This is a genomic window from Sporotomaculum syntrophicum (assembly GCF_009932395.1).
GTDB lineage: Bacteria > Bacillota > Desulfotomaculia > Desulfotomaculales > Desulfallaceae > Sporotomaculum > Sporotomaculum syntrophicum.
The window spans coordinates 870,819-884,049 of the sequence record NZ_LSRS01000003.1; the positions used below are offsets into that span (position 1 = coordinate 870,819).

The following is a 13,231-nucleotide window of genomic DNA, read 5'->3' on the forward strand; positions in this document are numbered from 1 at the left end:
ATACTAAACACATATTAAAATTACCCGGCAGGTATTTTATGCTTTACCGGTGAAAATACTGATTAGAATCAGTATTTTACTAAAAGGTAGGTGCCTTATGTGCCCGAATAATTTCTTAATCATAGACGGCAACAGTCTGGCCCATCGGGCTTTTCATGCTATTCCCCATTTGTGCACCAGCGATGGCACGGAGACTAACGCCGTGTATGGTTTTACCAATATGCTATTTAAAGTGCTGAAAAAAATAAAGCCCGATTATATTGCCGTAGCCTTTGATAAAAGCAAAATCACTTTTAGACATGATAGTTATGCAGCTTATAAAGCTAACCGCATGGCCACCCCGCCCGAGCTGCGGCCTCAGTTCCCGCTGCTCAAGGAAGTACTATGTCACATGCGCATCAGCATACTGGAACTGGACAACTTTGAGGCGGATGATATTATCGGCACCCTCGCCAGCTTAGCCGAGGCCAGCGACTTAGAGGCAGTTATACTCACCAGCGACGGGGACGCCCTGCAGTTGGTTTCCCCCCGTGTGCGCGTGCTACTCACTAAAAAAGGCATCACAGAAATGGAAGAATACGATGAAGGGCGGGTTTGGGACCGTTACGGAGTCAGCCCGGTGCAAATCATCGATATCAAAGGGCTGATGGGGGATACTTCCGATAATATTCCTGGTGTACCAGGTATCGGTGAAAAAACAGCGTTGAAGCTGATTCAGGAACACGGAACCCTAGAGGATGTAATTGCTGACGTTGACAAGCTGCCCGCCCGCTGGAGAAATAAATTGGTCGAACACCGGGACCAGGCCTTGTTATCTAAAAAATTAGCCACCATTGAACGCCAGGTGCCCTTAAATGTACAAATTGAACAATTTAAATGGCGGGGACCTGACTACCCGGCACTCCTAGATATATTTAGCAGGCTGGAATTTAAAACTCTTATCCACAATATTATCAATAAAGCAAACGAACGAGATAACAACGATAAGCCCCCTGAGCAGACAGTCGCTGAGCAGGATGAACTAGACACATATTTTGTGCAATACCAAAAGGTGTCATCACCAGAAGAACTGCTACAGGTAAGGAAGGCGGCCATTACGTCCGGGATGGTCATGCTAGAGCTTGCAGGCAGCCGGCAGACCGGCATCAGCTATGCTGCCCTAGCCGCCACCGACGATGGTACTGTATACATATTGCCTGTACAGGAACAAGCCAAGGCACTGGACACTATCTTAGACATTTGCGACGATCCGCAAATAAAAATCATCTGCGCCGACGGTAAGGAAGCTCTGTGGCTACTGCACCGTCATAATCGTTCCCTGCAGGGACTAGAATTCGACCTGCTGCTGGCCGATTACTTATTAAACCCCAGCGTCTCCCAAAATACGCTCATGGATCTGGCTCTGCAGTACCTGCAGCTGATTTTGCCCACTGCAGGCGAAGCTGCAACCGCAGCACGCGTAGACATACTGTGGCGCTTAAAGCAGCTGATGCACCAAAAGCTGGTGGACACCGGTATGGACCGACTGTATTACGAAGTTGAAATGCCGCTGGTGACAGTGCTGGCCGATATGGAAATGGAAGGGGTTGCAGTGGATCCTCAGATCTTATGCAGTATGGCAGAAGAAACGGGACAGCAAATCGATAGCCTGGTGCAGGAAATTTACCAGCTGGCCGGCGAGGAATTCAATCTTAATTCCCCCAAACAGCTGGGTGATATATTATTCAACAAAATGGGTCTGCCGGTGCTCAAGAAAACTAAAACCGGTTTTTCTACCGATGCCTCGGTGCTGGAAGAGCTGGCCTCCGCGCACGTGATCGTGGATAAAATTCTGAACTATCGCCAGCTGGCTAAACTTAAATCAACCTATATTGACGGTCTGTTCGGACTGATTAACCCTACTAGCGGCAAAATACACACTACCTTTCACCAAAATGTTACTGCCACCGGCAGGTTGTCCAGCTCAAACCCAAATTTACAAAACATCCCCATTCGGATGGAAGAAGGTCGTAAAATCAGACGGGTATTTGTTCCACATCAGCCGGGCAACCTGATCCTAACAGCCGATTACTCCCAAATTGAGCTGCGCATACTGGCCCATCTGTCCGGGGATCCAAACTTGATTAGTGCTTTTATACAAGGGCAGGATATCCATACCCGCACAGCCTCTGAGGTATTCAACGTACCCCTGGAGCAAGTGACAACGGAAATGCGCAGCCGTGCCAAGGCAGTCAACTTTGGCATTGTGTACGGGATCAGCGATTTTGGCCTGGCTAGGGACATTAAAGTCAGCCGGGCTGAAGCCGGAAAATACATCCGCAGCTATTTTGAGCGTTACTCCGGCGTTAAAGATTTTATCGACCGTAAAATTGCTGAAGCCCGAGAAAAAGGATACACCACAACCATGCTTAACCGGCGTCGCTACCTGCCGGACCTGCAAAGCCGCAACCGGGTAACCAGAGCTTTCGGCGAGCGCACGGCCATAAACACGCCCATCCAGGGCAGCGCAGCAGACATAATTAAGCTGGCAATGGTTAGAATATATCGTGAATTAAAAAGCAGATGCTTGGCCACAAAAATGATTTTACAGGTGCACGACGAACTTATATTTGACACACCCGCGGAGGAACTGCCGGTAGTCAAGGACCTGGTAAAAGAATACATGGAAAATGCGCTGCAGCTTAATGTGCCGTTAGTCGTGGATTTAAAACTAGGACCCAATTGGTATGACGTCAGAAAGGTGACATAAACATGCCTGAGCTACCAGAAGTAGAAACCATCAAAAGAACCCTGGGAAAAAAAATAACCGGTTTGACCATAACCGATGTCGAGATAATCATGTCCAAAGTCATTCGGGATCCCAGCCCGGAAGAGTTCAGTGCACAAATTACAGGCAGTAAGATTACCCGACTGGGCAGGCGCGGCAAATACCTGTTGTTGTATCTAACCGGTAATAATGTATTGGTTATCCACCTGCGCATGACCGGACGCCTGGTCTATACTGAGCCCTCCGAACCCCTGGCCAAGCATACCCATGTAGTCTTTTCCCTTAGCGACGGCAATGAACTGCGTTTTAACGATATTCGGCAATTTGGACGACTGCAGCTTGCTCCCAAGCAGGCCTTGAACCAGGTCAAAGGTTTAAAAGACCTGGGACCTGAGCCTTTAGAACGGGAGTTCACCAAAACTTTTTTACGGCGGGAGCTAAAACGCAAACGCGTGCGCATTAAGTCATTGCTACTGGACCAAACCTTTATTGCAGGCCTGGGCAATATTTACGCCGACGAAGCCCTGTACCGGGCTCACTTGAATCCCCAGCGCATCGCCAATTCGCTGTCCCCCCGGGAGATAGCCAAACTATATCACGCGATCACGGAAGTCCTGCAGGAGGGCATCGAAAACCGGGGCACATCCTTTAGAGACTATGTGGACGGAGATGGCCGCAAGGGCAACTACCAGGAACTGCTGCAAGTATACAACCGCGAAGGTTCCGCGTGTAAACATTGCGGTACAACTATCACTCGCATCAAAATAAACGGGCGCAGCTCATACTTCTGCCCCGTCTGCCAGCGAGAGCATAACTAGCCACTCCGCACCAGGTACACACTCTACCCATCACCATAGTATTGAGCCAAAGCTAACTATACCAGGGTAACAGACCATTTAATACCGCCTCCATATCCGCAAGCTGGGACTGGTACTGCAAAATTTCCGAGAGTAATCCGGGAACACCCGGACAAGTATGACATCATTAACCGGCTCCATTCTTATTGTCATGGTATTCTTTAAAATTCATTAGGTTCAGCTTATAACTAACTAGACTTATCATACAACATTAATATAGCATTATTTAGTAGACTAGCTATTACCTGTTCACCTTGCACGGGACAAAAATTTTCTTTAATATATGTTGTATCTAAACCAAACCAGCAGGACCATACTTAAACCCGGGAAAATTAATAATAATTGCATTTCGGGGGGAATATCATATGTTGATCGTTGGTTTAACGGGAAACATCGGCAGTGGTAAAAGCAGTGTAGCCCGTTATTTTAAAGAGCTTGGCGCCCGTGTGATCGATACAGACCAAGTGGCCAGGGACGTAGTGGCTCCGGGGACACCTGGGTTGCAGCAAATCGTCCAATATTTTAGTGCCGACATCCTAAACCCAGACGGCACTCTTGACCGATTAAAAATGGCGGAAATTGTTTTTCACGACTCCGAGGCATTAAAACAGCTCAATGCAATTGTACACCCAATCATCAGGACCGAATTATTAAAAGCAATGACTGATTATAAAAGCAAACCTGATACTCCTCTGCTGATTATCGAAGCCCCGCTGCTTATTGAAACAGGTTTATATAAGTTAGTGGATGAAGTCTGGCTGGTCACTGTGAACAGCGAAGCCCAAATTCAGCGAGTGATGAAACGGGATAAGGCAACTGAAGAACAGGTATCCAGTCGTTTGGCCTCCCAGATGCCCCAGGAGGACAAGATTCCTTACGCAGACAGGATTATCGACAACAGTGGTAATCCCGAGAACACCATAAAACAAGTGCGGCAAATATGGAGTGATGTGCTTGACCGCCCGCAGACGCAAGTTAAATAAATTCAGATTTATAATATTTTTACTAGTGCTGGTTGTAGCTTTTAACTTTACTAACATCGTAAAGCTGTATTACCCCATGCATTTCAGCGACCAAGTATTTAAATATGCCGCCGAAAATGATATCGACCCGTATTTTTTAACTGCCATCATGAAAACGGAAAGCGGCTTCAACCCGAATGCTGTTTCACCGAAAGACGCTAGAGGACTAATGCAGATTATGCCCGAGACCGGTGAATGGATAGCCAGGCAAATCAATATCTACCCCTACCACTCGGACCTGCTATTCGACCCCACAACCAATATTCGGATGGGTGCCTGGTATATCGCCAATTTAGAAGATGAATTTGCCGGCAATAAAATAATCGCACTGGCTGCCTATAATGGCGGACGCGGAAACGTAACAAAATGGTTGCAAGATAATAAGATATCCGGAGAACTATCGGACATCAGAACTATTCCTTTCCCGGAAACCAAAAACTTTGTGAGCAAGGTATTGTGGCATTACCGGATCTATACCTGGCTCTACGACAGGCAGTGACCATGATTGGTTAAATATACACCCTTGACAAACTGGTGCCGGAATCATATAATTTTATTTGCATGACGCATATGTCGGAGTGGCGGAATAGGCAGACGCGTACGTTTGAGGGGCGTATGGGTGACCGTACGGGTTCAAGTCCCGTCTCCGACACCAGAAAAGCCCGAAAAATAAGGGCACGAGACCGAACGTGAAATTATCACGTTCGGTTTTTTATTTGGTGAACGGATGCATAAAAGATAATCGTCAAATAAGCAACATACGCGATTATCTGTAACTATGCAACTTATGCAGAAAAGTCTCTAACAATAAATTTTTTCTTGAGACATATTTGTTAAGCCTGCCTACAAACATACGATTAAATTGGCCGCAAAATTGGCATTATACAGTCAGGAGGGGATTTTTTGAACATAGACAACTCATCAAAACCCTATTTGCGCTTTAAAACTCGGGACCAATTGCAAAGCTACTTGGCAAGAGCAGGCCATGCCGAATTTGACTTTCGTACTCATCCTATATTCGGGGCTCCGGAAAACTTTCATTACAGCGGCAGGGAGAAGGTTATTACCCGGGAAAATGACCAGAAATTCTTTGACAGTCTGGATGATTTCACTTGTTATGCCTTTCAATGTGATGCCGAAGGTTATAGTAATACGGAATATATTGATTTTGAATTATTAAACTAACAATGAGTTATATTATAACTTGCAATTTATCGTTACACCGTAGCATTAAAAATAGGTTTTATATTAACCAGGTCAAATTATATCTAATAATTAATGACTGATTCACACTGCACATTGAATGAAAAGTATATCCACAACGATAACCTACGGGCGATCTGGGCCGTGTCTATAAACCTGTCCTAATTGCAATAATACTGTCTTCTTTTTCTTTCCAGATAAGTTTAACGCAAGTAACAAGTATGAACAGGCCAAGATATTCAGTTTATCGGTTAGTAGATTTTCTTAACTGGGCATCGATGCTTCCGGTTAATTTAAGATAATTCTTCCATACATAATACATATTTGTATGCATGTGGTAGCCAGCAGATACATATAGTATAATTACATGAACTAACTGAATATAAGGAGGAATACATTGTGGCTTTTGAAGTATATCGGCCAAGGTCAACCAGTGAAAATATAGTTGCAATTACTAAACATCATATAAGACTTGGCACAAAAATAGCAGGCCTACTTAAGGGCGATCAAGTTGAAATAGCTTATGATAAAGAAACGAATAAATTGCGCATTAGGAGCGTAGATGAAGCTGGAATGAAGGTTACCAAAAATAAAATCGGCGCCAAGGGTGTATTAAATTATTTTGATCTTAATGTAGCCAAAGGTAATTATGCAGCCGAGTTCAATCCAGAGGAGATAGCTGTTTACGTGGATTTAAATACGCGGAAATGACTAAATGTTCAATTAAAGAGAATTGCTTTTAATTTATTAGTCGCTCATTAATTAAGCCGGGTTCCCCCCGACTTTTTGTTATTTCAAGGGAGCTACAATCCTACCTAAACTGTCGCGATTATGACACATCCTGCACAAAAATAATTGCTTTTGCATATATTTAATTAGCACTGCATTAACCAGAGGGGGCTTTTTTTGAGCAACGCTCCCTGGTTATAAGGAGGGAGGATTGATATATGCCTATTCAATATTTCTACAATGAACCAGATAATGTTCTATGCGTAAAAATAAAGGTTCCTGTAGTGCTGGCAGAAGCAGAAGTGCAAGTTATTATCGACAACGTTTTAACTTTACCCGAATCAGCCCAAAAAATTGATCACATTGACGCGCGCCTGCAGGACTTTGAGGCCAGGCCGGTTTTTGTGCATGAGAACGGAGACAGGTGGATCAGTGTTATCGAAGAAGAAGGCTGGGAAAAATTCGGCTGGCACTGGAGCACACATCGCCAGCCTGTAGTAAAAAAAATACTGATCAGCGGGACACTGCATAAACAAATTTATTATGTAGATAAGAACGACCACGTCAAACATGTGGGAGAAGACATCCCTTTTACAAAGGATACAACATTAGAAGTGCCACAACCTGTTGTTAACGAGGATAATGTTTTCATCCAGCTACACCACAAGGCCATCGATATGCGCTGGGATTTAAGGAATGGGTCCAGGCTATCTCAAACCGGGTTGCTGATTTTCCAGGTCAAGGTGGTGGAAGAAAGGCAAATTTTTGTGCAGGTTTGCCCGCAGTTAAATGACAGTTGTCCGGCCAATGTAAATCTGCTTAAGGACGGTAACATTCAAGCTTGGGCTACCAATACTGTCCCCATATTTTGGAACGGAAGCAACATCCTGCGCTATGGTAGTGCCCTGTTGGGAGCTGATCCCAGCAAACCAGCAGTTTTGTTCCAAACCATTACCCGTTCTTATCCTAGTGTCGCCCCCAACAGCCAGTATCGCTTTTGCTTTGATGCTAAAGAAATTCCGGATTACCAGAAAGCGCAGCAAGGAATGGCTGCTTATACCCTTACAGCGGAAGTCGTATTACTTGACGAGTTTGGTAAAGTAATCGCCAACGAAAACAAAAGCTGGACTGCCAGCCAGATTTCAGATGGCAGCTTCACTAATTTTTGTTTTAATGGCCGGACGCCCGAGGGAACCAGGGAAGCACTGGTGCGCTTTAGCTTTGAACCTCTTAATTCCGAAAACCAGACCAGGGGGTGGCTTCCCCCGCCATTTAAACCAAAACCACCCTTTGTGCCACCGCACGAGCCGCCATGCGAACCTGAACCACCTTATATACCACCGCCATGCGAACCGAAACCACCTTTTATACCACCGCCATGCGAACCGAAACCACCTTTTGTACCACCGCCATGCGAACCGAAACCACCTTTTGTACCACCGCCATGCGAACCTGAACCTAAGCCGCCGCAAAGCAAACCTGTAAACACCAGCGCTGTAGTCATTACCAATGTTAGTTTGATCTGCATGGGACAGTTTACCTAAAATACTTCAATTCCCAGAGGCTTGTAGAAAATAATAAAGACCGGTACACGCAACCGGTCTTTAACTACTCATGAGGTTGTACTGAATTAACGTATCTAGATATTGGTTTAGTTACATAGTTATCTGAGTTTTTAATTTATCATATAAAGTAGTTCTGCTAATACCAAGCAGTTTAGCGGCCCTTGACTTATTACCCTTGGTAATCTTCAATGCATTAGCAATAGCTTTTTTCTGAGCTTCTCTGGCCATTTCTTTGGTTGATTCGGCTAAGATAATGTGTTCCAGTCTTTTATTTTGCTCCCAGGCAGTAGTTCCCAAAAGATCAATTTGAATCAAATCAAGGTGGCAGCCTGCAATGGCTCGTTCAATAACATTTTCCAGTTCCCCAATATTTCCTGGCCATTGATAAGTTTTAAAGAAAACCATGGTATCATCCGAAACGCCTTTAATTTGTTTTCCATATTTTTTATTATACTTGTCTACCAAGTGATTGACCAATAAAGGAATATCTTTAATATGCTTTCTCAATGGAGGTATAGTGATGTCCAAAACGTTTAACCTATAATAAAGCTCTTTTCTAAACCGCCCTTCTAAAGTAAGCTTATACAGGTCCTGGTTTGTTGCAGCAATTATACGGACATCAATTTTCTTGGTTGTGATCCCACCTACCCGTTCAATTTCTTTCTCCTGGAGCACCCGCAGTAATCTTCCTTGCAAAGACCATGGCATACTGCCAATTTCATCAAAGAAAATTGTGCCACCATCAGCCAGCTCAAATTGACCCGGTTTTCCATGCTTGAGAGCGCCTGTAAACGCCCCTCCTTCGTAACCGAATAATTCTATTTCCGCAATCCCTGCAGAAATTGCTGTACAATCTACCTTGATGAAGGGACGTTTATAACGATTGCTGGCATTATGAATCGATTGGGCTAATAATTCTTTCCCAACTCCGCTTTCACCACATATAAGCACCGTGGAAGAGCTTTTTGCAGCTTGCAAAGCTTGACTCTTAATTTTGACCATACAGGGGCTCTGACTAATGAAACAATCAATTGTATACTTGGTGCCGTTTTGCTTAAATAGCTGGTTATTGTCTGTGATCTTATTCACCAAAGATAATTCTTGCCTGTTGTCTTCTTTCTTGCTGTGAATAGATGCCGAAATAGCTGCAGTTTCTTGCAAGAGCAAAATCGCACCGTTTATTCTGCCGCCTTGCAACATCGGCAGTCCATTGACAATCACGTTTGTAGAAAAAAGCTTGACCTTTTGGGGCTCACAAGAAACCCCATTGATGATTTTGTCAAAGGATAGACCAGCTAATAATTCCTTAATCTGCTGGCCAACCCGGATATCAGGGAATGTCTGTTTAAGATACACGCTGACTAAAGTTATTTTCCCCTGTACATCGGTAGCCACAAGCCCACACGGTGTTTTTTGAAAAATATCTGCTATTTCCTTGTATGTAAATCTAATGTGGTCAAGCAATTGATTGATCGCATCAGTATGGTTTATGATGCCAACCGGCCGGCCATTAATATCAATTACCGGGGTCTGCTCAATACGGGAGCTACGCAGCCAGCTGATGATATCAGCAAGATTATTAATAGTTAAATCCTCACGAATGCACATTATATCACGAAGGTAATATTTTTGAATACAGGTTTCAAGGCTGGTTCCCTTTAGCAGACAATCATCTAAAATATCGCGGGTAAACATACCAATTAATCGCCCGTCCTGATTATGGACAGATACTCCTGTTAGCCTGGTGCTTCGGAAAACAAGCAGAGCATCTTTCATTGTGCTATCAGGCTTCAATGATACATTGATGGGAACCATGATTTCTTTTGCTTTCATATACTCCACCAACCTCTATAATTTTGAGTGGTCCTAAGACTGCCCGGATACCGCTTCGCCGGATTTATTTAATCGCACCGACAAAAAAATAAAGCCGGGCAGAGGTTGCGTAAAGCAAAGCTAGCCCGGCATTACATACCGAATCCAACTCTCCTTCTCGCAATGGAAGGCGCAACAGTTTCCCGTTGAGCCCAATGGCCAGTAAACCATGACTGAAATAGTTTTAGGTTATATGGCTCCAGAGAGCACCCTATAAAATTATAAAAAGCTTTGTCATATGCAAAAAAGGACAAAGCTTTAAAAAATTGCTAAAGCTAAATTCCCCTTTCCGCAATGGGAGGCACACCGGTTTCCCTGTGTACCCAATGGCCAAGCAACCATACCATTTGTTCAGGTTACCAGACTCGGAGATATTTAATACACCCAATAATATAATACTTTATTAATAGATTAAAGTATTTTAATAATAATGTCAAGAATAGTTTGTATTATAAATAATCTTAGCTATCAAACTATTTTGTTAATTTTTTATCTGGCGTTAAAGCAACAGCAGCAAAGCTAAAAGTAGTGCAACAAAAAGACATGTTTTGGCGTCTAGTAAAAGTAGATGAACACATTTCATCAAGTTTTGTGCCTTAAACGAAGCGAAAGGAATGGTTATAAATATGAAAAAAATACTTTTGCCGGCACTGATCTTTTTACTAAGTATATCTTTGATTGGTTGTTCCGGCGGAGGTAACCAAACACAGTCTATAGTGGAACCATCACCCAACAGCCAGCAGCCGAGTAATGCAAGCGATGAGGCTCTGGTTACCGGGCTGGTCAAAGATTTCGGCAGGAAATTGCAATCTGTTTCACTGTCAGCACCCGAGGATCTAGTTCAAGTAAGCTTGCATGAGAATTATAGCGGATTGGTATCCACCGAGTTGTTAACCAATTGGCAAAGCGATCCTCAGAATGCTCCCGGGCGATTAGTATCAAGTCCGTGGCCGGATCGTATTGAAATTGTATCGTTTAACAAAATATCGGAAAAGTCCTACGAGGTTAAAGGTGAAATTATTGAAATCACCAGCACGGAGAAGAAAAACGGCGGAATTGCTGCCAAGCGTCCTATTACCCTCGTGGTAGAGAAAATTAATAACCACTGGCTAATTAATGCTGTAAAGCTGGGTGCATACGAGGAAACCAGCACCATTGTCTATAAAAACATACCATATGGGTTCGATTTTTACTTGCCGCAAAGCTGGAAAAACTATACGATAATCACCGGTCAGTGGGAAGGTTTTCCACCTGGCGGGCAGGTGTCTGAAGCTGCCGCATCCGGACCAATGATTTCCATCAGACATCCCCTGTGGACTGAGCATAACCAGCGGCAGGACATACCCATCCTGGTATTTACCCTTGACCAGTGGAACTCACTACAGCAGGAAAAATTTCATATCGGCGCGGCACCTATGGGACCGAGCGAGCTTAGCCGCAATAACAAATACGTTTTTGCCCTGCCCGCGCGGTACAACTACGCATTTCCAACCGGCTTTGAAGAGGTGGAGAATATTTTAGATGGCAATCCTCTGCAACCGATAACACTAGAACATTAAGCTGGTATGAGTAGATACATTATCTTGTAGTAGTTCGTCGTTTCATCAACTTTTCGTTAAACCTTCGGCAATATAATCAATAATTACGCTCATGACTTTCGGAAATAACTCTGCCCCAATCTCTTCCTTATGTAACCGGAGCAACATAATGGCATGCAATACCCCATTGATCACTTCTGGAGACTGTTCTTTGAACACATCGCGCTGAATTAAAGCTTCAACAAATGCAATCCCATCTTGGGTATGATCTTGTGAAAAATCTCTTACCAGATGCTTTGGCAGTTTACGTTTAACTCGTTCAGCTACTCCTTCCTTAAACCACTGCTGCAAAAGAGGATTTTCATCGGCCATTGCAAAAGCCATATGTAAGAAAGAAGAGATCAACTCTTTAGGAGGGAGTTTCTCCTGCATATGTTCACCGATTAACCGGTTCTTAATCTCTTCTTGTTGTTGTATGATGACATAAAAAAGCTCTTCTTTGGAGGAGAAAAATTTATAAAATGAGCCTTTAGCAATCCCGCAGGCTTGCACCAGATCATCAATGCTGGTTTTGTCCAGGCCATATTTAATAAATAGCTCTTTACCTTTGTTTAAAAGACATTGTCTGATTTGTTCCTTTTCATTTTCTGTAAACTTAGCCATTGTCTCAACTCCTTTGACCTTATTTTTATGACTACTCATTGACAAAAAGTCACCGAGTTTTTATAATGATCTTATCAGCCACAATAACAAATGTAAAGGTCACCTAAGGAGGGGTATTTTTTTACAACCCTTGGTGACCAGATGTTATTAATTAGTCATTTGGTCAATATGGAATTACATTAGAAAAAAATCAAGGAGTGATTAAACAATGCCTTTCACACAAGTTAATGGTATTAACCTGCACTATGAAATTCGTGGCGCAGGACCACGTGTCCTCTTTATTCACGGCATAGGCGCCGATTTAAAGAGCCCCGTCAGCATCTTCACTACCCCTGTCCCTCAATATTTCACTGTACTTGCCTTTGACCCCCGAGGGCTCGGGGAATCAGATAGTCCTCAAGAACCCTGCAGCATTGCCGAACTGGCCGATAATGCTGCCGGCCTGGCGGAGGCGGCAGGCTGGGAGCGTTACCATGTCCTTGGCGCTTCAATGGGAGGTATGGTGGCTCAGGAACTGGCGCTGCGCTACCCTGCTAGGGTGGAACGACTTGTTCTGTCCGTTACCAATGGGGGCGGCGTAAACTCTGGACCCCAGGTGATCGACAAATTAAATGAAATGTCTACTGCCGAAAAGCTCAAATTATCGGATAGTCGGAAAGACAAGGCCTGGGTAGCCGCCCACCCGGAGTTGGTAAGCCAGGCAGAGCAGGAATCAAAGGCCTTTTTGGCGGCACTACAGGCTAACCCGGAACATCTTCGGGGCTATAACAATCAGGTATATGCCGTACTCAGACACAATACCTTTGCCCGCCTGCCACAGATTAAAGCTCCAACCCTCGTTATCGGCGGGCGGTATGATAACAGCTGCCCACCAGACATAACCCGGGCGCTGGCCAAGCAAATACCGGGTGCGCGCTACGAACTGCTAGAGTCTGGACATGGTGACTGGTATTTTGACTCGGCTGCTTGGGCTATGATCATTGATTTTCTCCGCGGCTAGGCGGGTGCTACTTAA

At 44.2% G+C, this 13,231-nt stretch carries 11 protein-coding genes, 1 tRNA gene and 2 riboswitches; of the genes, 10 read left to right on the forward strand and 2 right to left on the reverse strand.

Annotated elements, in window-relative coordinates:
* Positions 1 to 97: 97 nt before the first annotated feature.
* From polA to SPSYN_RS09140, 8 genes are all read left to right on the forward strand, one after another.
* Positions 98 to 2,749 (forward strand): DNA polymerase I, encoded by a 2,652-nt coding sequence (gene polA / locus SPSYN_RS09105; RefSeq protein WP_161822129.1) that lies wholly within the window; start codon positions 98 to 100, stop codon positions 2,747 to 2,749.
* Between the two features lie 2 nt (positions 2,750 to 2,751).
* Entirely contained in the window at positions 2,752 to 3,585 is an 834-nt protein-coding gene (gene mutM, locus SPSYN_RS09110) for a bifunctional DNA-formamidopyrimidine glycosylase/DNA-(apurinic or apyrimidinic site) lyase (RefSeq protein ID WP_161822130.1), read from the forward strand.
* 404 nt (positions 3,586 to 3,989) lie between these two features.
* Entirely contained in the window at positions 3,990 to 4,607 is a 618-nt protein-coding gene (gene coaE, locus SPSYN_RS09115) for a dephospho-CoA kinase (protein ID WP_202623772.1), read from the forward strand.
* Complete coding sequence (locus tag SPSYN_RS09120; RefSeq protein WP_243152977.1) at positions 4,573 to 5,145, forward strand: lytic transglycosylase domain-containing protein; 573 nt, start codon at positions 4,573 to 4,575, stop codon at positions 5,143 to 5,145. The genes coaE and SPSYN_RS09120 overlap by 35 nt, the downstream gene beginning before the upstream one ends.
* Positions 5,146 to 5,218: 73 nt before the next feature.
* Positions 5,219 to 5,301, forward strand: a tRNA-Leu gene (locus SPSYN_RS09125).
* 248 nt (positions 5,302 to 5,549) lie between these two features.
* The gene (locus tag SPSYN_RS09130; protein WP_161822132.1) at positions 5,550 to 5,831 is read left to right on the forward strand and encodes a hypothetical protein; all 282 of its coding nucleotides are present in this window, start codon (positions 5,550 to 5,552) and stop codon (positions 5,829 to 5,831) included.
* Positions 5,832 to 6,248: 417 nt separating this feature from the next.
* Positions 6,249 to 6,560, forward strand: a complete 312-nt coding sequence (locus SPSYN_RS09135; RefSeq protein WP_161822133.1) for a hypothetical protein — start codon at positions 6,249 to 6,251, stop codon at positions 6,558 to 6,560.
* A 236-nt stretch (positions 6,561 to 6,796) separates the two neighbouring features.
* Positions 6,797 to 8,122, forward strand: a complete 1,326-nt coding sequence (locus SPSYN_RS09140) for an SPOCS domain-containing protein (protein WP_161822134.1) — start codon at positions 6,797 to 6,799, stop codon at positions 8,120 to 8,122.
* A 111-nt stretch (positions 8,123 to 8,233) separates the two neighbouring features.
* On the opposite strand, the gene SPSYN_RS09145 is transcribed toward SPSYN_RS09140, so the two are convergent.
* Positions 8,234 to 9,976, reverse strand: coding sequence for a sigma-54-dependent Fis family transcriptional regulator (locus SPSYN_RS09145; protein ID WP_161822135.1), 1,743 nt, complete (start codon positions 9,974 to 9,976; stop codon positions 8,234 to 8,236).
* 134 nt (positions 9,977 to 10,110) lie between these two features.
* A riboswitch (molybdenum cofactor riboswitch) is annotated at positions 10,111 to 10,232 on the reverse strand.
* A 49-nt stretch (positions 10,233 to 10,281) separates the two neighbouring features.
* A riboswitch (molybdenum cofactor riboswitch) is annotated at positions 10,282 to 10,398 on the reverse strand.
* 243 nt (positions 10,399 to 10,641) lie between these two features.
* On the opposite strand from SPSYN_RS09145, the gene SPSYN_RS09150 reads away from it, so the two are divergent.
* The gene (locus tag SPSYN_RS09150; protein ID WP_161822136.1) at positions 10,642 to 11,574 is read left to right on the forward strand and encodes a hypothetical protein; all 933 of its coding nucleotides are present in this window, start codon (positions 10,642 to 10,644) and stop codon (positions 11,572 to 11,574) included.
* A 45-nt stretch (positions 11,575 to 11,619) separates the two neighbouring features.
* On the opposite strand, the gene SPSYN_RS09155 is transcribed toward SPSYN_RS09150, so the two are convergent.
* Entirely contained in the window at positions 11,620 to 12,216 is a 597-nt protein-coding gene (locus tag SPSYN_RS09155) for a TetR/AcrR family transcriptional regulator (protein ID WP_161822137.1), read from the reverse strand.
* 208 nt (positions 12,217 to 12,424) lie between these two features.
* Between SPSYN_RS09155 and SPSYN_RS09160 the strand changes: the two genes are divergently transcribed.
* Positions 12,425 to 13,216, forward strand: coding sequence for an alpha/beta fold hydrolase (locus SPSYN_RS09160; protein WP_161822138.1), 792 nt, complete (start codon positions 12,425 to 12,427; stop codon positions 13,214 to 13,216).
* The last annotated feature ends 15 nt before the right edge of the window (positions 13,217 to 13,231 follow it).